Source organism: Cytobacillus sp. FSL H8-0458, assembly GCF_038002165.1.
Classification (GTDB): Bacteria; Bacillota; Bacilli; order Bacillales; family Cytobacillaceae; genus Cytobacillus.
On sequence record NZ_JBBOBR010000001.1, the window covers coordinates 3517775 to 3540016 of the forward strand.

Consider the following 22242-nt stretch of genomic DNA (forward strand, 5'->3'; position numbering starts at 1 on the left):
TAATGTAAAAAAGCCACTTATAAACAATTTAACAATAATTTACTCCTTACGATTAATTAGACGATTAAGACAATAGAAGGTATCATCATTGCACCAAATCTGCAAAATTTAAATTTTTCCCTCCTTAAACAAACCTGCCCCTTTTGTTAAATAAAAAAAGCCGCCTAGTTTGGCAGCTGTTCTAAATATATGAAACAGTTAGCTTAATAAGCATTATTCTTCTTCATGTCATCACCATCAACCAATGTATCGTTTATTTGCGTTATGACAGTTCCTTTTGGTAAGTTCGCAATAAATTGATCAAGCGGAAAATATTTTTCCTCGTTTGAAAATAAATAAAAGCCAGCTCCATCGTGAAAAACAGTAATAAAGCTAGTTTCTGTTTCTATTTCAAAGGTTGGAATGGACCGTTTCCTTTTTCTTAACCACTCAATAACTTCCTCAGCTTTGAACCTTAAATTATCGGAAAAGGAAATTGAATAAAACTCATTTTGAGTTGGAAGCCAATATGTTTCATTTATTAATTGAGCTAAAGAATCCGAATCATAAATCTTAGCAGTAAAGCAAGGCAGTTGATATTGGTGTTTCCCAGAGAAATCATAATAAGTTCGCTTTTCTTCAAGTATATTTAGCCTAAAATCGAAATTATTCTGTTTTAAAAAAGTGATATACTCTTCAGTTTGTTCCTCATAAACAATAAAGGTAATAAATAATGGATACCTATTTTGGTGAATTAAAAATTCCAGTAAAAAGTTTTTATTTTCATCCACATAATCTTCCCCATCAGCACTAACAAAATAGGCAGAATCCAATTTTCCGTCCAGGCTCATATAATGTCCCAAATCATCGAGAAACTCGTTTGAAACTGGTTCTTCTACAATCCATATTTCCGCCATATTTACTCCTCAGTATTTTATTAAAGTCTAATTTTCTTTGATGCTTACAAATGTTACAACCAAATTCACCAGTTTCCCCTATTTCTTAAAACCTTCTAAGGATAATATTTACACAAGAACAGATAGTATTCCTTCTTTAACTAACCTGCCCTGTTAGTTGAATTAATTCAATAAAATATACGTCAATTCGTTCTGAATCAACGCCAGTGAACTTCTTACTTATCTGATTTCCAACTGTTTTGTAGTTTCCTAATAAATATAATTTGACCAATATGATATGCGTTATGGGTAGTAGAATTCCCAAGGATCTGCCACCATTTAGCCTTTTCTTGAAATCCGATAACCTCACTCTCTATTTTCTCAATGGATAATAACCCATCCCACTTTAACAGTACATCAAGCAATGTTTCCTTTAAATCATTAAAGTTGGTGTTTTCAGGGATTTTAAAGCTCACTTTATTATCTCTAATTGAAGGGGTAGCATCTATGCGTGATTTTATGTATCGAGTCTGCCAGCATTGATTCCAATATATTAAATGTTGTACGATTTCGGCTATACTCGGACAATTTTCATTTGGCTTCCACAGTGCTTGTTCTTCTGTTAAATCCTCCACGGATTCTGAAAATGGTCTGTACCAACTCGCTTCATTGGCATTAGCTAAGAACTGGTCAGATAGAATATCTTTTATGTGAATCATTCTAATCACTCCTCATTCCGGAATATCTAACTTAAGGGATAGTGCTTGTTTATCCTCCTTATTTACTTTCGTGGTAAATAAAACAAATCCCTTTTCTTCTTCAACTAAACTGCCCCTATTGTTTAATAAAGAGCATACAAAGTCCTTAACTTTAATAAAAAAAAGCAACCATCTGTGAAGGATGCCAATTTTCAGTCCACTTTGTTTTTAAGACCTAGCAATCTGTTCTGCTGTTTTGTTCATATTTTTTTGTTCAATCACATAGACTAGCTCTTCAATAATATCGTTTAATCTCATCTGACTAGTATCTTTATTTAAAATGATTGAAGTTTTGTATAGCAACCTTTTCTCTTGTTCACTCATTCAGATTCCTCATCTCTACCTGGTCTTACTCTTCAGTATACCCTCGCTTCATATTAATATACTTATAGTTTCGAAGTTGAATTTTTCGACATATTGATGAAGTGTAAACATTGCTATAGCCATTTTACTTTTTCGAACTATCCTCTAAACGTAAAATATTATTAGACGAGTTTAACGAAAAGTCTTCCTTATTAGTTTTAAATAGATCTTCAGCTTTCAAGTCCTTAGTCTTGTTCTCTACATCCTTTTGAACAGACTGTTTAAACTCATTAAACTGTCGCTCTAAATTCTCCATTTTACAAGCATAAGACTCAGCTTCTCTTTTATAGAATTCTGCCTCTTGCGCATACTTTTTTTTCTCATCTGGATCACTAGAACTTTCTGCCTTGCTGTAAGCCTCTTCTGCTTGCTTTTCTTTTCCTAAGTTACTAAACCAATTTTTATAAATCCAAAGGCTTTGGAAAAAATAAGTTCAGCCAATTCTCTCCCATATTTAACTAGTAACTTTAGAATCTCTGGCCAAATTTTTCAATAAAGAATTTAACTATCACTTTCCACATAGTAAAATATACCTCCTCGGATGCCTATATCCATTATATTACAGATTTTCGGGTATACAATATAATTTCCTGTTTAATGCACACATTAATTTATCCGCTGTTTCACCGCAGTTACCTCTTATGAAGAGCCCCAATAGTTCTCTTATTCAACTAACCTGCCTCGTTTGTTTGATTACAAAGTTTCACAGGCTTTCAACCTGCCAGTCCTATCTATTATCTTTAATGATTGAATAAACATATGTATCGTATGCCTCTCCATTTTGATACATATAATCCCTTAGAATACCTTCTTTTTCGAATCCGGCTCTAGTGAGCAATTTGATAGATGCTTCATTTTCCATAAACACAACTGCCCCTATACGAGTAAGACCAAATTCACTAAAACCATATTGGATTACTTTAGATAGAGCTTCAAAGGTATACCCCTTTCTCCAATGTTCAGGATGTATTTCATATCCTATTTCTGCCCGTTTGTTTTTAGGAGACCAGGCATTAAAGCCCATAGTCCCAATAATCCCTTTATAACCCTTTAATTCTATTCCCCACCGTACTCCTCTTTTCTCCTTATAACTATTTGCAAAAAATTCAATAAAATCTTCAGCTTGCTTAATATTATTCAATGGTTCTTGTCCATAATATCGAGTCACATCTTCATTGGAAAAGCAAGAGAATATACTGTCAGCATCATCTTTTGTGATTTCTCTTAATAACAATCTTTTTGTCTCTAATGCCGGAATCACTTTTTTCTCCTCCTTATATCTATGATATTAACATCTTCTTAAACCAATCCTGCCCGGTTGTTCAATCTAATTTCAGTCTATATCGCTTGTATATTTTTCAGGTAATAACTCCATCACATTACACTTTACCAATTCACTATTATAAGAAATGATTACATCAGTTTCTTTGCCGTAATCACTAATTAACTCTCGACACATGCCACAGGGAGCAACAACCCAGCATTTCTCTATATCCTCGTGTGGATGAGGATGGGCCACTGCTACTATCGTTTCAAATTCGTGTTCACCTTCTGATATAGACTTGCCAATAGCCATCGCTTCACCACATACAGTTATTCTCCCAACATTTGCTTCAACGTGAACTGCTGAAAATACAATATCAGATGTTGTTCTGACTGCTGAACCAATGTGATGCCGTCCATACCTGTAATTCTTTTCAATGACTTTTTCTGCTTCCTTTATCAATTCATAGTCTTTATCTTCTAAAGGTTTTACTTTTAACAAAAAAGTTCTCCTCCTTGTTGATTTTGTTATATCTTGTTCTTCAACATAACTGCCCCGTTCGTTAAGTAAGGAAAAACCGCCATTGGGTACCTGATTGTTAAAGCAATGCATCCGTTAGTAAAATAAGATTGGCTCTTAATGCCCAATAGAATGCAGGATCTGTCTAATGTTCATAAGTTCCAATGCTATCATTACACTGGATAAGGCAATTACAGCTAAACAAATTACTTTTATAAGATTACAAAGTTTATCACTCAATGAATACCTCTCCCCATCTTCTAAAATAACTAACCTGCCCCGGTTGTAAAAAAAAGAAAGAGGCGATGGCTAAATAATCGCCTCTTGTTAATTCATAATCAGTGAAACATTCCGTATAGCCAAACAATCATTGCATTGGAACTCCAACAATAATCGTTCCTGATGACTTGTCCACAAGGATCTCAATACATATCCTTCTGAGTAAAATTCCAAAACGCCACAGCCAGGCAGCCTGCCGTCCAAACCCCAAGCACGGTCAGTGAAAACGGCAGGGACATTCCTTCAATCGGCGGAGCCTGGCCTTCCAGGTAGTTAATCAGATCAAAGTTCAAGTTCACTAGGTATTTGGAGCTGGTCCAGCTTGAGCCGATGGAAGACAGCAGGGTGCCAGCGATTAACACAGCCATCATGGCCCCGATTCCCGTCGCTGTATTTTTCACCAGGACGGAGATCATCAGGCTTATCGTTCCAACGACCGCTGTTACCACCCATGCAAGCCCGGCTGACATCAGCAGATATTCCCACATCGGCAGGGTATGAATGTACTCCGTTGAAAACTCGCCGGAAGCAGAAGCTTGAAATCCTGTTAAAATAGGGGCGGTCCAGCCGTCATATCCGAGGACGATCCCTGAAACCCCATAACAGACGATCACCGTAAGCGCCATCAGCATGGAGGTATACAGCGGCACCGTCAGCCATTTTGCCATCAGGATCCGCCACCGCTTAACCGGCCGGGACAGCAATGTTTTGATCGTGCCATCATTGTATTCCCCGCTCACAATGTCTGCCATGATAATGATAATGAATAACGGCAGGACAAGTGTGACTCCCTGCGATAAAAAGATGCGGATAAACGTAGGCGCCCCCGGATAGTTAGGATTGATATCGTTGTCCAGATAATACTGCTTTTGCTTCAGATCAAATTCAAGAAACTGTCGGAATTCGTCCTGGATTCCGCTCGATGCGAGCCGATTCTGCCGGTCGACAATTTCCTGCTGAAGCTCCACCCGCCAATCCAGAGTGCCCTGCTTTTCGATTTTGTCCTGTATCTCCCGGTATTGGGCGTAGGTAAACATTGACACCAGAATGACTAATATAACGCCGACAACCGCGAGGCGTTTTTTGGAAGCGATCTTCATCACTTCATTGCGAATCAGGCCAACCATATTCGGATTAGACAATATGATCGCCTCCTGTCAAACTGATAAATAGATCCTCCAAGGTCTGCACTTTCCTTTCAATCGTCCATACCTCAATGCCATCTTTCATTAGGGCTTCATTCAGGATTGAGGTTTTGCTTTCATCCATCAGCGTATGTATCGTATGGTCATCGTACAGTTCTGCCGCCTGGACATGCGGGGATTCCTGTAAAATAGCCAGCGCGCGGAAAGAATCACTGACTCTCCAGTCCACACCGGCAGACAGTGCACCAACCAGATCACTCACACTGCCGACCTTTACGATTTTCCCATGGCTCATAATAGCCACGCGATCTGCCAGCAATTCGATTTCACTTAAAATATGACTGGATACGAGAACCGAAAGACCCGTTTCATCGACCAGCTTTCTGATAAATAGGCGAAGATCCTTGATTCCCATCGGGTCCAGTCCATTCGTTGGTTCGTCCAGTATCAGCACATCCGGCCGGCCCAGCAATGCCTGGGCGATTCCAAGACGCTGCCGCATCCCTAAAGAATAGGTACGCACCTGGTCATCGATTCGGGCCGTCAGATCCACCAGATCAATGACTTCCTGTATCCGTCCTTCATCCACATCCAACAGCATCCGGGCAAACATCTGCAGATTTTCGCGTCCGCTTAAATATTTATACAGCTCCGGATTTTCGACGATGGAACCAAGGTGCTGCATCGCCTGAACGAATTGTTTTCTCACATCAAAACCGCAAACGTGAATCTTTCCGGACGTTGGCTTAATGAGCCCGACAAGCATCCGGATAGTAGTGGTTTTCCCGGCGCCATTCGGACCGAGGAATCCAAAGACTTCGCCTGGATAAATGTCAAATGATATATTATTAATAATTGTTTTCTTTCCAATGATTTTCGTTACATTTTCTAATTGTACTGTTGGCTTTACGCTCATAGCATCACCCCTGTTCTATTCTAACTAAATTTTCGAGCAATAACTCTTTTGAATACTCCATTTTGGAAAAAATTGATACAATCAAATTAGAAGGAGAGGTCAAAACATGAAAAAATGGATGTGGCCGTTATTTTTAACCCTATCCCTTGCCCTGACAGTTTTTTTTGGATATGGACTTGCCAGTGCCTACATGGACGTTACCAGCCCGCCCCGAGGGAAAATTTTGGAGAAAACAGAAGAAAGTCCTGCCACTCCCGGCGATGCCTATGTCGCTCTTGGAGATTCCTTAACAAGGGGTGTCGGCTCGTCGAAAGGCGAAGGTTTTGTCTCCTTGGCTGGAAATGAACTGAAAGAAAAGAAGATGGTTGATCGCTTTCAAAACCTTGGGGTGCGCGGCGCCAGAATTGAGGATTTGCTGACACAGCTGGAACAAAAGGAGGTCCAGAGATCTCTTAAAGAAGCCAAAATAATCTCCATCACCATTGGTGGCAATAATCTTTTTAATAGCGGGGAAATCCTGGAGAAATATTCAGAGGAAACCGCACTGGGCATCGTGAACACCGAAATTTCGAATCTGGAGAAGACCTTCAAAAGCATTCGCGAAACCAATCCGAATGCCGTTATCGTCTACATGGGCCTTTATAATCCTTTCAACCAATCGCCCAATGGGGATTCATTTGATTCCGTCATCCAAAAATGGAATGAATCTGCCCGGACATTAGGCTTGAAATACCGTGTTCATGTAGTGGATACCTTCAATCTGGTCACAGATGCCAAACGCGATCTTTCCAGTGACCTCTTCCATCCGAATGATGCCACTTATCAGGAGATGGCTGAAAGCCTGTCACTTGTCATTGAAAAAAATATCGTGGAATAACCAAAAGGTGAATCTGCAGCAGATGTGCGCATTCACCTTTTTCTTCTAGTAGAAGAGCACATCCGGATTTTTGGGCAAATCCGGCCCTAAAACACTTGACGCAATTCAATCTGGCCTTCCCCATATCCTTGCGGGTCCGGCATCCGCATGGCCCACTCGATCGCTTCTTTCTTCGAATTCACCTCAATCAGGATGAACCCGGCAGTCAGCTCTTTCGATTCAGTAAATGGGCCTTCCGTAACCACAGGCTTTTCCCCTGGTCTCGGAAAGGAAATGCGTATTCCATTTGAACTTGGATGAAGTCCTTTAGCCATCACCCGAACGCCCGCCTTAACTAATTCTTCATTGTACTTCGTCATGGCTTCCATGAGCTCAGGGCTTGGAAGCTTTCCGGATTCGGAATTCTTTGAGGCTTTGACAATCAGCATAAACAGCATAACTATTTCCTCCTGTTTCAGAGGCAAATCCCCTGATCTTTAATACAACGAACCGTCAACTTCAATATCGGCACATTGTAAAATCCCAAAATTGAATTCTTTGCTATAAACCTATTCTTCACAAATCTCTAATATCCGGCTTATTGGACTGTACCCTGTTGATATTCAGAACCTTGGGATCTGCTGCATCCGTATTGTCTATTTTGCAGATAATGCACCATCTGCCTTTTACTTTTGAAGTTAACGGAACTTCTATATCATCTCCGTTGCCAGTTTTGACGAGGACGCGGCCATCGTATCTGGCAAAGTTCTCCCCTTTGGAGATGAAGCCGAGAAACCGGAAGATCCCGCCTTATCGGAAATTAAAGTTGTATTTATTTTCTAAATATCACCTTTATTTTAACATAAATCACCTGTTCAACAGCATAAAAAAAATAACCTTGACCTCTTGGATCAAAGTTATCAGGTTCTTACTCAAACTTCCCGGCACATTTCCGAATAGCTTCACCTTCATACGTAAAAATGCCGCTTCTTGGCGGTTTCACGGATTGAATCATGGCTTGAGCCAATATTTCTGTCGGCAGCGGTTCCTGAGATCGAAGCAGCCCGAATTTATTAAAAAACTGTACGGCTCTCATTCCGGCAACCTCCATGGTTCTATCACTATTTTTTCGTACCAGCACAGGCGGCTTAAAGATTGTCACGCCAGGAAACCCTAAATCTTTTACCGATTCTTCCAGCTGCCCCTTCATCCTTGGATAAAATAAGGGGGAATTAGGCGACGAGCCCCCTGAAGATACCAAAACATAATGACTGACATGGTTTTCTCTGGCTATCTTGGCAAACTGGTATTGGCAGTCGTAATCGATTTTCCATTGCGCTTCTTTACTTCCCGCAGCTTTTAAGGTCGTTCCCAAACAAGAAAACAAGACATCGCCTTTTACTAAATGCTTCCACTGTTTGGAGTGATCAAAGTCAATCACATGCACCCTTAGTTTTTCATGCTGGATAGAAAGATCCCGCCTGACAAAAACATCTACCTGATGAAAGTACTCGTCTTCCAGCAGCAAATCCAGCAAGTCCTTGCCTGTTGCTCCCGTTGCTCCTATTAGTAAAGCGTGCATTTTTTTCTCCTTCTATTCTGGATAGTTTCTTTAAATTATATATCACGTTCATTCCATAGAGGGAACTAAAGACTTATTTGTCATTGTCTAAGTCACGATCAAGAAAGGAATCCTTATCCTTTTTAATCCCATACTTATTTTCAAGAAACTGACCAGCTACAGACTTGTTAATGCCATCCCTGACTGCTGCAGAAATGACGATATACAGAATAAATAGTCCAATAACCCAAAGAAGGATAGAAAATAATAAGGAACCGAAAACCACCTGTAACTCCTCCAGACTTTTAAGTATGTACTACTAGTCATTTGACTTCCTTGCTCGATTAACCTTCCTCAATAGGTTAAAAAGAAAAAATTAATCGGCTGTTCTCAGATCAATTCTGTCCCCTACTTAAAAAGTTTGATTGGGATATACCTGAATAAAAGCTTGTTTAAAGGGTAATATAACTCTATAAAACTTTTACGAGGTGATGGAAATGTCTAACATAATAAATCAAGAAGAAATAGAAACATTACGAGAGTTAATCAAAGACATAGACACGGCCATGCTGACCACGGTAACGGAGGAAGGGCTTGTGTCCCGCCCCATGAAAACCCAAGAAGTAGAATTTGATGGTGACTTATGGTTTTTCACGAAAAAAGAGACTGCTAAGTATGAGGAAATTCTTCATGATCAAGACGTTAATGTGGCTTATGCAGGCAAATCCTATGTTTCCGTCCGCGGAAGAGCAGAAATCGTTGAGGATCTAAACAAGAAAAAGGAACTGTGGAGCAAAGCTTATGATAAAATCATGCAAACCTCTTATGATGATCCCAATGTTGTCTTAATCAAGATCAAGGCGGAAGCAGCTGAATATTGGGAAACCGGTAATTACACAAAGAAAATTGCCTTTCTTTATAAACGCATGACTGGGCAAAGCTCTGAATCGGCAGATGTTAATGAGACGGTTGAATTAAATAAATAGTAAGTATACAATCCACTTTAATAAAGAAGCGCCTGTCTCCCAGTCACCAACTGGGGGCAGGCGCCTTATAAACCTAAATTTGTTAATGCTTAAAACAATAATATGTCAAATACCAATTTAGGAATCAACAGCGGAATTTCCCGTTTCATCTTCCGTACTTCCATTTTTAAGGATATCATTAATTTCACCAATATCGCCTTTAGCATTAATGATTTCAAATATCTGATTCAGTCCTTCACTTGTTTCCTGATCTTTGTCTTTCATTAAAATCCCTCCATTTAAAAGCCTTTCATTATAGGTTTTCCAACCTCTCCATTTATATCCTGGCAGACACCGTTTGTTTGATAGCCCTAATTTATACGGAGTAAACCAGTCGTAATATTTCCTCAAAGCAGCTCTTTTGAGGCGGTTATCAGCTAACCTTAAGAATACGTTCTTTAACCTCTGCTTCATAATATTCACTATCTCTTATCGCTTCTTTATCACATCAACCAATCTTACTAATGACCAAGTGAACAATAATAGAGGTAACCCGATTAAAGCCACTACAATTGCCACCCCATGAAGGATATCCATTGTTTTTCCTATCTCATTTTTGACTAAGTTTCATTTCTCTTTTGATATTACGGATAGTTGGGGAATAAGTTTCATTTAAATTGTTTTATGAATCACCCGCCCCTTAAAAGAAAAAACCAGCCTGAATAACAGCTGATTTTGAACATGATCTCCCGTTGGGTTAAGTTGGGTATTGAATAGTTTTATTTGCTAACCCTTCTTTTAATATATTCATTTGGAAATAAGATACTTCTCTTTGAAGGTTGGACTTAGTTCACTCCACACATCAAATTTGTTACCGTCTAAATCATAAAAGACAAAATTCCTTCCAGAGTGTCCTCTGTCTTCGATCTCTCCAACTCTAATTCCATTTTGCTTAAAGTCTTTGTGTATGGCTTCTAAGGCACTTAATCCATTAACTTCAAATGTAAGCGAAAAACGCTCATTGCCGTAAATATCAAAGAAATTAGAGCTTTGGTTCTCATTAGACTTTACAAGAAAAATACTCTGATTGGCAAAGTTTAAAATTGCTTTGTCCTGATCTTTATAGCTTAACTCTGCTCCTAATTTACTTACATACCACTCAGAGGAAAGTTCTACATTTGTTACTGGTATATAAGTTGTACCTACCCTTAATAATTTCTCGCCCATTTTTTTCATCTCCCAAATTCTAAAATATTTTCTTTAAATGTAATAATAAACTGTGATGAGCAACTGACCTTAATCATCGTAAATATTGAACTTCTGGCTGCCTTTCCCGTTTATGAAAAACAGTCACGTTCGGCAGCACATTTGTTTATAATGGACAGGATTGGCCGATTATGTCCAAAAGACGTTTCGGGTTTTCCGACGGTACTATTTCCGACAGCCTTGCCGCTGCTATAATTGGTGCCCATTGCAGTACCTCATCTTCTGCCAAGCCACTTTTCATACAATAAAGCTTCAAATACATCTCAGCTAATTCATTTGAAAACTGGGAATATAATAGATAAGTACGATATACGTCAGCACGGATATCGCCTTTACTCGCATCCACCCAATCCAGTATAGTCACCTTGTTATCTGAAACAATTAAATTAAAGAAATGATAATCTCCATGACACAGCCTGCTTTTAAACGTCATCTTATTCAATCTTTTGATTAAGTCGGATTTTTGCCTGTTATCTAAATGATTAGCTAAGGTAATCTGCCTGCTTAACTTTTCAGTCATGTGTTCGATGGAATCAGCCTCCACCTTATGAATACTCTGCTGAATGTCAACAGAAAGATTCATGTAGTATTCAGCTTGTCCCATGTTTTCGGAAAGAATATCGCCTATTGATCTGCCCTTGATATACTCCATAATAAGAACTTGTTTACCATTCATTTTTGTAACATCTATTATTTTTGGAACAGGAAGCCCGCTTGAATAAGCATAATTTTGCTTTTTATATTCATTAATAGATTCCCTTTCGGTAAAGTAATCATTAAATACTTTATAAATCCTGTTCCGATAGAGATATATTTTTGCCGTATTTCCTAATGCGATGGGAGCACCCAGATTCATTCATTTCTCTCCTTGCTATTTCTTTGTAAAATCCGCCCTGGCACGCGTTATATCAAAAAATCCAATAGCTCCACAAAGCAAAACACCTAAGCCAAAAACACCTGTAAGAATCCAATTCTTACCCCAGCTGCTGGTTAAACTTAATAAACAACTAACCGCAACAACAATTGCCCCATATTTCGCACGCCATTTGTACAATTTTGAATGGTTTTCATTACTCAAAATCTCAACTCCTTAACCAGCAGGTGGAATAACCCCTGAAATAAGCAGAATAAACAGCACTAATCCAATGGAGAAAAAAATGATGGAGGAAGTGAAGACAGGCCCTCTCCTAAACACAAACACTTCCCGTTTTTGGATGATGCCTGTTTGCTTGCCCGTGAGGAACTGAAATCTGCTTGAAAAGTAAAAGCTAAGGCTCGCAAAAGCCATTCCAGTAAAAAACATGACCTCAACGAACCTTACCGAGAATGTGGAAGCAGCGAAAAGCGTTACAGCCGCTTCAGCCAGAAAAGTCATAAGCAAAACAATAAAATATTTTGTCCGAATGACGTTCTCCTCCTTTTTCAGTTACCTAGCTCTAAATATAGTTTAACATATTTTTACAAAAATTACATAATTCTGAAAATAGAGTACAGGCGGGCATACCCCAGATGCTGAATGGCACATCCTGTGACTAAACTTTACCTTGCCGAATGGAATTGCCTCCTTTAATCTAGTAGTAAATAAAATTGCCAGAGGTGGCCAAAGTGTCGAAACCTTTTAATTTAAAGCGGCCGGGGCTTTTCGGGCAAATGGTTCTGCTCGTTCTTACTGTACTCATACTTTGCATACTGTTAATCATCATTTCTTTTTCCTCCATTATTGATCAAATGATTGAGAGAACAACTGGACAGCAGGCACTGACCGTTGCGGAATTGGTTGCTGAAAACGAATCTATTATTGATGCGTTTGACACAGAACATCCGGAACAGCTTATACAGCCGATTGCCGAGAAGCTTAGAAAGCGGACAGGTGCAGCTTATATTGTAATAGCGAACGAGGATGGTATCCGTTATTCCCATCCCTACCCAAACCAAATTGGCAAAGAGACAGAAACAAGCAACAAGGCCCCCCTCGCAGGAGATTCTGTTATTTTCATAGGAAATGGCGTCTTAGGAGAAGCAGTTAAAGCGAAAACACCCATTTATGATGAGGCTGGTACCATTATCGGTGTTTCTTCCGTTGGATTCTTAACAAATGAAGTAGAAAGTAAAATCTTTGTTTATCAGCTGCGGGTAGCTGCTTTCGGCGGACTTGCCCTTCTTATTGGCATACCAGGGGCATTTTATATTGCCCGCCGAGTCAAAAGGCTGATATTTAATTTAGAGCCGGAGGAGATTTCACATGCCTTTTCTGAAAAACAGGCTATTCTGGAGTCGATTGGGGACGCCACTCTTGCCATCAGCCCTGCGCTCCATATTTTATCAGCCAATAAAAAAGCGCGTGACATTCTGGGTGAGCATGCAAAAGGTACGCTGACAGAGCCCCATTTGAAAGCGCTTATCAGAACTGCATTCCAGAATCCGAACCGATTAATCCAGGAACAAGCGCTCATCTGCAACTCAATATATATTGTAGACATCTCGCCCATCTTAGCTGAAGAAACGGCAATATCAGGTATAGTGCTGACTATCCGCCCCTTCTCTGAAGTAGAAGATCTGGCGAATGAACTTATTGAGATCCGGCAGCACGCGAACCATATTCGGGCACAGACCCATGAATACTTAAATAAATTAAACACATTAAACGGGCTCCTGCTATTGGAGCGCTACGAAGAGGCAAAGGCTTTTATGAGGATGGAGGTGCAGGAACTGCAGCAGACTGTCACCTTTTTAATGTCCGCCATTAAAGATCCTTTAATTGTTGCCGTTCTTCTTGGGAAAGTGAACCGGGCCAAAGAAATGAAAGTCTTGATCACCTTTGATGAAAACAGCCAATGGCTGGACTTTCCTGATACCATTCAAAGCGAACATGTCGTTACTGTAATTGGCAATTTGATTGATAATGCTCTTGAAGCATCTTCTGAATGGAAAGGAAAGAACGCCGCTGTCCACTTATCCTTTACAGACTATGGAGACGAACTGGTTATGGATATTGAAGACAATGGCAAAGGCATGACCTCCGAAGAAGAAGCCTACTTTTTCACTGAAGGAGCCACAACCAAAAACCACCCGCAGCACGGCCTGGGCCTGACAATCATGCAGCATGCATTGAGCCAACTTGGCGGGGAATGGTACCGTACAGACCGGGCAGAAGGAACATGCATGACCATCGCCATTCCAAAAAACAATCCTGAATACACGACCGCGGAGGAGAGAGAAAATCATGAATAACCCATCAATTGGGGTCCTTATCGTTGAGGATGACCCTGTGGCTTCGTCTGTATATGAACAGCTTATCCAAAACAGACCGGAGTTCACTGTCATTGGAAAAGCACAAACAGCTTCAGAAACCATTCAATTGCTAAACGTGATTACACCTGACTTGATCTTGCTCGATGTTCACCTGCCGGACGCCAATGGCATTGATTTGCTGTTTCAGATCAAGCACGAACACCGCCATATCGATATCATCATGATAACAGCTTCAAATGATGCTAAAACCGTAAGAGATGCCATGCGCGGGGGAGCATATAGCTATCTGCTGAAGCCTGTAATGGTTGAAAGCTTTTTTTCAACTTTTGAAGAGTACAGCCAAACAAGGCACGCCTGGCAAACCAATGCTCATATTAAACAAGATCAAATACAGCGGCTCTTTCAAAAAAGTTCCCCTGCTGTGGAGACAAAGCATGAGGCTGAGGCTTTGCCAAAAGGCATCGACAAACATACACTTCGAAAAGTTACACAAGCAATGGAAGCTGCATCCACAAGCCTGAATGCTGAAGAAGTAGGAATGCAAATCGGCGCAAGCCACTCCACGGCAAGGCGCTATTTAGAGTACCTGGTTTCTATTGACCTTGTGGAAGTGGATATTGTCTATGGCAGTGTGGGCCGTCCCGAACGCCGATACAAACAGCTCTAGCAAGCCCTCTCATAAAGGGGCTTGCTTTTTTTCGGAAAGCAGAACTCCTGCATGGGCAAAGAGATTTCCACTCGCCCTATTACCCCCATCTTTCCACACCTGAGAACCAGACATATCCCAGTTTGTCTTCATTTCCACTTTTCATAAAAAATATGAAAATTATGAAATTATTATGTTTTATGTAAATTAAACAACTAATCTAGTCTTTCAGGAGCTGCCCTGTTAAAGTGAGTCAAAAGGAAGCGCTTACAAATAATAAGGAGGGGTTTTATGCTCGCATTGCTTGGATATTGTATGGTTGCTGTTTTTATGGCTTTAATTATGACGAAACGGATGTCTGCCCTATTGGCATTAATTATTGTACCGATAATATTTGCTTTAATTGGAGGGTTCTATACAGGGATTGGAGATATGATGCTTGAAGGAATTAAGCAGGTTGCCCCTACAGGCGTGATGCTTGTGTTTGCTATCCTCTATTTCGGCATTATGATTGATGCCGGCTTGTTTGAACCAATTGTGAATACGATTTTGCGGATTGTTAAGGGTGACCCGCTAAAGATTGCCCTCGGAACTGTTGCTCTCGCGTCGCTGGTCGCTCTGGACGGAGATGGAACTACAACGTTCATCATTACTGTCACAGCCATGCTGCCTTTATACAAAAAGCTGAATATGAATTTATACATGCTGGCAACGCTAGCCCTACTCTCCATCGGCGTTATGAACATGACACCCTGGGGCGGACCGACAGCCAGAGTCATCAGCTCTCTGCAGCTTACAACTGAGGAAGTATTCCTTCCGCTGATTCCTGTAATGGCAGCCGGAATTCTTTTCGCCTTCCTTGCTGCCTGGTACTTTGGCATTAAGGAACGGAAACGGATTGGAATCCGCCAAATGGATGATTCAGCTATCAGGGAGCTGCAGGCTGCAGAGGAACAGATAGCTGCTGCTGTCAGCAGAGAATCGCTTACGGATCTGCAGCGTCCAAAGCTGATTTGGGTAAACGCAGGACTGACAATAGGCCTTCTGATTGCCTTAATCGCCGGATTGCTGCCGCTCCCTGTTCTCTTCATGTTAGGCTTTGCGATTGCCGCGATGATTAATTACCCAAACCTGGTACAGCAAAAAGAACGTATTGCCGCCCATGCCGGAAATGTCCTCGCAGTTGTCGCGTTAGTCTTTGCCTCTGGTATTTTCACAGGAATCATGAATGGAACTGAAATGGTGGATGCAATGGCGACAGCACTTGTTCAAGTCATTCCAGATCAATTGGGAACCCAGCTGCCTTTAATTACAGCGATCACGAGCATGCCATTTACTTATTTCATGGCAAACGATCCCTATTATTATGGAATTATTCCAATCATAGGGGAAACGGCTGCCAGCTACAATATTCCTATGGCTGAAATTGCCCGTGCATCAGTACTTGGCCAGCCAGCTCACGTGCTAAGTCCGCTCTATGCCGCAGGTTACCTGCTAGTCGGAATGATCGGAATTGACTATGGCCAGAATCAGCACTTTGCATTAAAATGGGCAGTTGCCTCTTCACTATTTATGATCATTGCGGCGATTGCATTTGGCGTTATTTCGATTTAATATGAATACTCCTGTTTTTCACCTCGCAGCTGATCCTATGCTATAATTTGAAGGGTAAAATAAACATAGAGGTGACAACCCTTGGCCATACATGTCGTACTATATCAGCCGGATATTCCTGCCAACACCGGAAATATTGCCCTGACTTGTGCGGGAACGGATACAGCTCTGCATTTGATCCGGCCACTTGGCTTTTCCACAGAGCCGGAAATGATCAAGCGGGCAGGATTTGATTTCTGGGACTCAGTGAACATATCGTATTATGATTCCATGGATGAATTCTTCTCAAAAAACCAGGGGGAATTTTACTATATTGAAACCTTTGGTGAACAGGCCCATTCATCCTTTGATTTCAGTGATGTCTCAAAGGAGCACTATTTTATGTTTGGAAAAGAAACCACAGGCTTGCCAAAAGACTTGCTGGAAGAAAATAAAGATCATTTCTTAAGAATCCCTATGAATGGCAATGTCCGATCACTCAACCTTTCAAGCACAGCTGCGATATTGGTATACGAGGCATTGCGCCAGCAGGGATTTCCGAATCTAAAATAAACCATCTTCCGTGCTGGAAGATGGTTTGTCTTTGCACTCTTATAAAAACACCCAATTCATAAAATTATGTATCTGTTTTAGACTGAATGCTGTCTTTCTTTCTTTTTCCTGGCAATAAGAACAACTAAAAAATTTAACCCGGACCCTATTAGATTCATTATGGTGTTTCCTGCCTTACCAAGCTCATCAATGGTTAACCCCCTCAAAAAGCTTCCAAAAAGAATAAGTAAAATAACAGAAAATAATCTCAAGTCTGTTTCAGTCCCCCTAGCCCAATTAAACATCTGTTGTTGAAGTCCTTCATTATCTCAAAGAAAAAGCTGCCCTAATGACAGCCCAGGATCATGCTATCGCCCTTAAGCGCCTTCAGATCAGTCTTTCTCCGGATTCAGAATGGTTCTCTACAGGGGAACACCTCCCATCGAAACATTGCGTTCTATAAAAAAATAGGTTTGGCCATCAATAATGAATTTTCGATTCCCTATATAACTGACCTCTCTCCCTTGATTGACAAGTTCACTCTTGATTGTTTCAACATACTCTTTAAAATCCACATATCTCTCATCCAGATCAATGGTGATATGATTTTTTCTATATCCCATAAGCCAATTAAAACCAATCAGACATAAACTGATTATCGCCAAAAATAAAATGATTTTCATTCGAGGTTTCACCTCTCTTTAAAACCTTTTTCCCACTATACCTAATGTATGATTTAGTAAATGTTACGTTTCATAAAAAAAAGAATCCTCAAGTTTATGTGACTCCAAAAAAGTAATGAGTTTCTCATCTCTTTCAAATGCTAATTTACCTATCCATATTAAATGTCCCCAAGAATCAAGTACACTGAGTTCAGAGTGTGGAATATTTTTGTGGGCGTAATAAGGATGTTTCAGTGGAATAAAACCGTCATTTTTACTATGAAGAATCAAAACAGGACAGGCGATGGATCTTAAATCTTGGCCGGTTAATTCCTTGGTTTGTTTAATGTCAATAAGAAAACCACTGCCTGATCGCTGACGGTTATTCATCTTTTTAAATTCCGCAATATCATTGTCACCAATTCTTTGTTTAATGTCTTCTTTTGAGAGGGAACTAAACTGCGAAGACATCATGTTGAACATTAGCTTTGAAAAGGAATTACTGAAAAAACCAAGCATCTTCCATGTGAACCCTTCAACAGATGGCCGAAAGATAATGCGGGCTGCCTTATACTCCAGATCCTTCGGTGTCAGCCATTCCTTTGAAACCGCACTCTCTAAGGTAAGACTTTTAACTCTTTCCGGAAATAAAGAGCAAATCGGATACCTGTTGGGCCGCCAGCCGATATAGCCAGTATATGAATCTGTTCAATGCGAAGATGGTCTAACAATTTTGCGTAATATTTACAAGCAGTAGTTAAACTTTCTCCTATCACTTCAGAAGTCTTTCCATATCCTGCTCTCGATGGGGTAATAATAGAATAACCATTCTCCACTAAACCTTTATAGCCAAATTCTTCGTTGCAATTTGAGTGGCCTCCATGAAAAACAAAAATAGGTTTACCTTCCCCAATAACGGAATACTCGATGATCACATCGTCTACTGAAAATAATTCGACTCTTCTCTCCACACTTCCATCTCCCTGATTGCTTATCTCTATATAAATACTAACATAATATTCCAAATACTAAAAAACAGAGGGCCCACCTGGGTTCCTCTGTTTTCCTATAAACCTGTAATCACTTTTTAAACTTCCCTTCCATCAGCCGGGCCACTTGCGTAGAATTAAAATCACTCTCTTCATAGAGTTTATGAATGATATTTTGATAGTCTTTTTCATTCCGGTTCTGGCTTAATTTATCAGCAGCTTGAATTTCCTTTACATTAATCTTGAATCCAACAATTCCTTTTATCTGCTGTTCTAAAAGCTCCGGAGAAAGCTTATCCCATAAAACTGGATTTTTGCGATGGTTTTCATATTTTTGAAGCAGGATGGCCAGGTCACGCTATAATTCCTCTTCACTCAGAATACTCGCTTGACCATATACATGGACAGCCTGATAATTCCAAGTCGGTACATTTTCTTCTTCATACCAGGAGGAAGAAATATAAGCATGTGACCCCTGGAACATCACCAGTACATCTTCAGAGTCTGCAAATGTTCTCCATTGCGGGTTCCCGTAAGCCATATGCCCTGTTAAATAGCACGTATCTCCTTCTTTTATTAGCTGCAGTGGCAAATGAGTGGCAACGGGCCTTCCTTGTTTTACTGTGACGATCGTACCAAACGAGTTACTTTGAACAAACTCCCATATTTCATCCGGATTTGTGACTTGATAGTATTTTGGAATATACATAACCATCCGCCCTTCGAAAAAATTAGTTAAGAGTCTTGGCCATTATAAAATCCGTTTGCTCTTCATCACCCATATAAAAAGAATGGGCTCCCGTTTGGACAAACCCCATTTTCTTATAAAAGGCAATTGCCTTTTCATTTTTTTCCCATACACCCAGCCAAATTTTCTTTTTATTAAGCTCCATCGCACTTTCAAGGGCTTTATGAAACAGATACTTACCAAGCCCTTGTTTCTGAAATGGGCTTCTGATATAAATCCTCTCGATTTCGAGTGCTTCGTCGCCCATTTCTTCAGTCTGAGCCTCATTGGTATTAACCTTTAAATACCCGGCTGTCTCGCCCTTAAATTCAACAAAATAGAACTGTGATAAAGGTTGAGATAGTTCAGTCTCTAATTGCTTTAGGTTAAATGCCTTTTCCAAATAGGCTTGCATATTATCGGGTGAATTTTGATCCTTAAACGTCTCATTAAAGGTTTCATAGCTAATTTCCTGTAGTCTTCTTAAATCTTCAAGCGTACATTTTTTTATATTAATAGTCATTATGACTCTCCTTCAATAATTTCTCTTGTTCCCCTTTTTCACATATTCCCAGTCTTTCTCTACATTTTTCCTAACTTTTTGAAGCAGACTGAAAATGATTTCTGCTTCTTTTTCGGTGAATCCCTCTAAGGCAATCGCATTGGAATATTCATGTTCTCTTTTTATGAACGGAAAAGCTCTTTTCCCTTTCTCTGTTGGGAAGAGCTTCCTGATTTTCTTGTTCTGTTCATCACCTCTCTTTTCTATAAAGCCGTTCAGTTCAAGCTTTTTAATCGCACGGGCCGCTGTAGTCCGATCTACTTTTATCATTTCAGCTAACTTTTCCTGAATAATACCTGGATTCTCACATATTCGCACAAGGTACAAGTATTGGCCTTTTGTAAGGTCAAGCTCTTTAAATTCGATATTGCTTATGGAATCCAGCGCCCTCGCGATCATGCCAATTTCACGAAGTATCTCCAGCGTAATCAACTCCCTAAAGTATTTTTTGTTGTAAATGCATCAATAATATTATGTATTCAATCTAACTTACTATTGTTGCAATTGCAATAAAATTTTTACCGCCTTGTTAATGGCTGGAATGAGTCGAGGGATTAAAAAAAAGAGCACTCACCACCTAATAAACTGCCTGACCCTCCAAACACATATGCTAAAATAGATAAAAATGGGAGGTGTTTATATGCCGGATTGGTCATATCAACCTATTTTCAAGCCCATACTTCAGAAGCTTCCTCCTTCCTTCAGCCGGGAGTTTATCCATCGCGGAATGAGCATGATATCATCCAGCCGTATAGGGGAAGGATTAATCGAATTTCTTGGCCATATGGAACCCTCCAGAAAGCTAGCCAAAAATATATTTGGCGTTCATTTTTCCGCTCCAGTCGGCTTAAGCGGAAGGATTGATCCTCACTTAACCGGGATGAAGGCTTTTCAAAATCTGGGGTTTGGTTTTCTTGAAATTGGGCCCGTTTCCATTCAAGGGTCAGCAGAAGAACTATATTTAGACCTGAAACAAGAGAAGATACATAGATTAACTGACGCTTCTATGGAGTTGACGGCTGCTAAGAAACAGTTGCTTTCACTAAAGAAAAAGAAAATTCCTTTCCTCATTAATGTGGAAGGAACATATCAGGGAGCCATGCAAATTTGTAAAGAATTGCTGTCTTTTAGTGACGGATTTATTTTGGACAGCCATACTTTTCAATCAGCGAGCCAATTTAATCAATTTAAATACGAATTAAATAAACCTATCATCCTTTCTTTTTCAAAGAATGATCCTCTCAGCCTGGACTATAGCCCGGACGGCATTCTTCTAACGGGATATGATTCGCAGGAAGAACTCATTCATAAACTTGCGGCCCTCAGGAAAGTGTTCAGCGAAGATTTGCCCATCATCACTTCAGGTGGTGTTAAAGAGCCTTCACATGCTATTAAACTGCTGGAAAGCGGAGCTTCTTTAATCATGTTAGGCGATGAGTACATTTTTACTGGACCCGGATTGCCGAAGAGGATAAATGAGGCCTATACCAGCACATTCCAGAAGGAGCCTTTTAAAGTGGAGGGATGGCGCTGGTATTGGCTGTTTGGCTTGGCTATTGCCATTGCAGGGGTTATTGCCCTGTTCTTCAGCATGACCTCGGTGATCCTTCCCTATGATGAGAGATTTCTTGGGATCTTCAGGAAAGATATTCTTTATTTTAACCCTGCCATTTTATATTTTATGGCACATGACAGAATGACGCTTTCCGGAACGATGATTTCAGGTGGAATCATCTATATGCAGCTTGCCAGGCATGGAATAAGACATGGCCTCCACTGGGCAAGAAAAGCAGTAAATATAGCGGGAACCATCGGCTTCCTGGGGATTGTCCTGTTTATTGGCTACGGTTATTTCGATTGGCTTCATGGGCTGTTTTGGCTTATTTTACTGCCCTTGTTTATATTGGGATATGCAAAATCAAGAAACGCAAGTGCATCCCCCGGCAGTTCAAACCTTTCAAACAGTGCGCAGTGGAAGCTGAGCTTATTCGGCCAGCTTTGTTTTGTAATATTGGGCTTTTCATTAGCTATTGGCGGGATGGTCATTTCCGCCATAGGAGCTTCACATGTGTTTGTACCAACAGATCTTTCTTATCTTTGCCTGACTCCTGAAGCGCTTAACGAGTTTAACGATCGGTTAATTCCTGTGATTGCACATGACCGGGCAGGCTTTGGGAGCGCACTTCTAAGTGTAGGCTTGCTCGTCCTGACGCTGGCTTTATGGGGCATCCGCGAGGGGGAACGCTGGGTGTGGTGGACCTTCACCATTGGGGCCATCCCGGCATTTGCCGCCGGGGTTTTAACTCATTTTTTTATTAACTATACGGATTTTATCCACCTGCTTCCTGCTTACTTCGCATTGCTTTTATATGTGATTGGCGTTATCGCAACCGCCCCTTTTTTATTAAAAAATAGTGGATAAATAAAAAACCGGGCGGTTCCAGAAACTGGACTCACCCGGTTTTTTTTATCTTACAGCCGCTCCCTCGCCC

General features: G+C 40.4%; 24 protein-coding genes and 2 pseudogenes. 7 read left to right on the forward strand and 19 right to left on the reverse strand.

Annotated features, from left to right (window positions below):
- Positions 1–203 precede the first annotated feature (203 nt).
- From NYE23_RS17370 to NYE23_RS17400, 7 genes are all read right to left on the reverse strand, one after another.
- Complete coding sequence (locus tag NYE23_RS17370; protein WP_341079565.1) at positions 204–896, reverse strand: hypothetical protein; 693 nt, start codon at positions 894–896, stop codon at positions 204–206.
- 215 nt (positions 897–1111) lie between these two features.
- Positions 1112–1594, reverse strand: coding sequence for a DinB family protein (locus tag NYE23_RS17375; protein ID WP_341079566.1), 483 nt, complete (start codon positions 1592–1594; stop codon positions 1112–1114).
- A 207-nt stretch (positions 1595–1801) separates the two neighbouring features.
- Complete coding sequence (locus NYE23_RS17380) at positions 1802–1957, reverse strand: hypothetical protein (protein WP_341079567.1); 156 nt, start codon at positions 1955–1957, stop codon at positions 1802–1804.
- Positions 1958–2723: 766 nt separating this feature from the next.
- Entirely contained in the window at positions 2724–3257 is a 534-nt protein-coding gene (locus NYE23_RS17385) for a GNAT family N-acetyltransferase (protein ID WP_341079569.1), read from the reverse strand.
- A 72-nt stretch (positions 3258–3329) separates the two neighbouring features.
- Entirely contained in the window at positions 3330–3761 is a 432-nt protein-coding gene (locus NYE23_RS17390; protein ID WP_341079570.1) for a cytidine deaminase, read from the reverse strand.
- A 440-nt stretch (positions 3762–4201) separates the two neighbouring features.
- Complete coding sequence (locus NYE23_RS17395; RefSeq protein WP_341080791.1) at positions 4202–5185, reverse strand: ABC transporter permease; 984 nt, start codon at positions 5183–5185, stop codon at positions 4202–4204.
- Positions 5186–5192: 7 nt separating this feature from the next.
- Positions 5193–6119, reverse strand: a complete 927-nt coding sequence (locus tag NYE23_RS17400) for an ABC transporter ATP-binding protein (protein WP_341079572.1) — start codon at positions 6117–6119, stop codon at positions 5193–5195.
- A 106-nt stretch (positions 6120–6225) separates the two neighbouring features.
- On the opposite strand from NYE23_RS17400, the gene NYE23_RS17405 reads away from it, so the two are divergent.
- Positions 6226–6996: an SGNH/GDSL hydrolase family protein gene (locus NYE23_RS17405; RefSeq protein ID WP_341079573.1), complete on the forward strand. Its 771-nt coding sequence runs from the start codon at positions 6226–6228 to the stop codon at positions 6994–6996.
- 86 nt (positions 6997–7082) lie between these two features.
- Here NYE23_RS17405 and NYE23_RS17410 read toward each other — a convergent pair whose 3' ends face one another.
- The 3 genes from NYE23_RS17410 to NYE23_RS17420 form a co-directional block, all read right to left on the reverse strand.
- On the reverse strand, positions 7083–7433 hold the full coding sequence (locus NYE23_RS17410; protein ID WP_341079575.1) for a YciI family protein: 351 nt from the start codon (positions 7431–7433) through the stop codon (positions 7083–7085).
- A gap of 470 nt (positions 7434–7903) precedes the next feature.
- Positions 7904–8557 carry an NAD(P)H-binding protein gene (locus NYE23_RS17415; RefSeq protein WP_341079577.1) on the reverse strand — a complete coding sequence of 218 codons (654 nt, stop codon included), beginning with the start codon at positions 8555–8557 and terminating at the stop codon, positions 7904–7906.
- 73 nt (positions 8558–8630) lie between these two features.
- Positions 8631–8822, reverse strand: a complete 192-nt coding sequence (locus NYE23_RS17420; RefSeq protein WP_174752232.1) for a hypothetical protein — start codon at positions 8820–8822, stop codon at positions 8631–8633.
- Positions 8823–9033: 211 nt separating this feature from the next.
- Between NYE23_RS17420 and NYE23_RS17425 the strand changes: the two genes are divergently transcribed.
- A complete protein-coding gene (locus tag NYE23_RS17425) occupies positions 9034–9522 on the forward strand; it encodes a pyridoxamine 5'-phosphate oxidase family protein (protein WP_341079581.1) in 489 nt (162 codons plus the stop codon).
- A 117-nt stretch (positions 9523–9639) separates the two neighbouring features.
- Here NYE23_RS17425 and NYE23_RS17430 read toward each other — a convergent pair whose 3' ends face one another.
- The 4 genes from NYE23_RS17430 to NYE23_RS17445 all read right to left on the reverse strand — a co-directional run bounded on the left by NYE23_RS17430 (position 9640) and on the right by NYE23_RS17445 (position 11845).
- Entirely contained in the window at positions 9640–9786 is a 147-nt protein-coding gene (locus NYE23_RS17430) for a hypothetical protein (protein WP_341079582.1), read from the reverse strand.
- Positions 9787–10308: 522 nt separating this feature from the next.
- On the reverse strand, positions 10309–10728 hold the full coding sequence (locus NYE23_RS17435; protein ID WP_341079583.1) for a VOC family protein: 420 nt from the start codon (positions 10726–10728) through the stop codon (positions 10309–10311).
- Positions 10729–10873: 145 nt separating this feature from the next.
- Positions 10874–11623, reverse strand: coding sequence for a phosphotransferase family protein (locus tag NYE23_RS17440; RefSeq protein WP_341079584.1), 750 nt, complete (start codon positions 11621–11623; stop codon positions 10874–10876).
- Between the two features lie 15 nt (positions 11624–11638).
- A complete protein-coding gene (locus NYE23_RS17445) occupies positions 11639–11845 on the reverse strand; it encodes a hypothetical protein (RefSeq protein ID WP_341079585.1) in 207 nt (68 codons plus the stop codon).
- 527 nt (positions 11846–12372) lie between these two features.
- Here NYE23_RS17445 and NYE23_RS17450 point away from each other — a divergent pair.
- From NYE23_RS17450 to NYE23_RS17465, 4 genes are all read left to right on the forward strand, one after another.
- On the forward strand, positions 12373–13998 hold the full coding sequence (locus NYE23_RS17450; RefSeq protein ID WP_341079586.1) for a sensor histidine kinase: 1626 nt from the start codon (positions 12373–12375) through the stop codon (positions 13996–13998).
- Positions 13991–14686, forward strand: coding sequence for a response regulator (locus tag NYE23_RS17455; protein ID WP_341079587.1), 696 nt, complete (start codon positions 13991–13993; stop codon positions 14684–14686). The genes NYE23_RS17450 and NYE23_RS17455 overlap by 8 nt, the downstream gene beginning before the upstream one ends.
- Before the next feature lie 270 nt (positions 14687–14956).
- A complete protein-coding gene (locus tag NYE23_RS17460) occupies positions 14957–16279 on the forward strand; it encodes a CitMHS family transporter (protein WP_341079588.1) in 1323 nt (440 codons plus the stop codon).
- A gap of 81 nt (positions 16280–16360) precedes the next feature.
- Entirely contained in the window at positions 16361–16831 is a 471-nt protein-coding gene (locus tag NYE23_RS17465; RefSeq protein ID WP_341079589.1) for a tRNA (cytidine(34)-2'-O)-methyltransferase, read from the forward strand.
- A gap of 401 nt (positions 16832–17232) precedes the next feature.
- On the opposite strand, the gene NYE23_RS17470 is transcribed toward NYE23_RS17465, so the two are convergent.
- The 5 genes and pseudogenes from NYE23_RS17470 to NYE23_RS17490 form a co-directional block, all read right to left on the reverse strand.
- On the reverse strand, positions 17233–17493 hold the full coding sequence (locus tag NYE23_RS17470) for a hypothetical protein (protein ID WP_341079590.1): 261 nt from the start codon (positions 17491–17493) through the stop codon (positions 17233–17235).
- Between the two features lie 63 nt (positions 17494–17556).
- A pseudogene (locus NYE23_RS17475) lies at positions 17557–18443 on the reverse strand (alpha/beta fold hydrolase).
- Positions 18444–18552: 109 nt separating this feature from the next.
- Positions 18553–19170 (reverse strand): annotated as a pseudogene (locus NYE23_RS17480) (FMN-binding negative transcriptional regulator).
- Between the two features lie 22 nt (positions 19171–19192).
- Positions 19193–19711: a GNAT family N-acetyltransferase gene (locus NYE23_RS17485; protein WP_341079591.1), complete on the reverse strand. Its 519-nt coding sequence runs from the start codon at positions 19709–19711 to the stop codon at positions 19193–19195.
- Between the two features lie 12 nt (positions 19712–19723).
- Positions 19724–20149, reverse strand: coding sequence for a MarR family winged helix-turn-helix transcriptional regulator (locus tag NYE23_RS17490; protein WP_341080793.1), 426 nt, complete (start codon positions 20147–20149; stop codon positions 19724–19726).
- Between the two features lie 241 nt (positions 20150–20390).
- Between NYE23_RS17490 and NYE23_RS17495 the strand changes: the two genes are divergently transcribed.
- Complete coding sequence (locus tag NYE23_RS17495) at positions 20391–22172, forward strand: dihydroorotate dehydrogenase (protein WP_341079592.1); 1782 nt, start codon at positions 20391–20393, stop codon at positions 22170–22172.
- Positions 22173–22242: the final 70 nt, after the last annotated feature.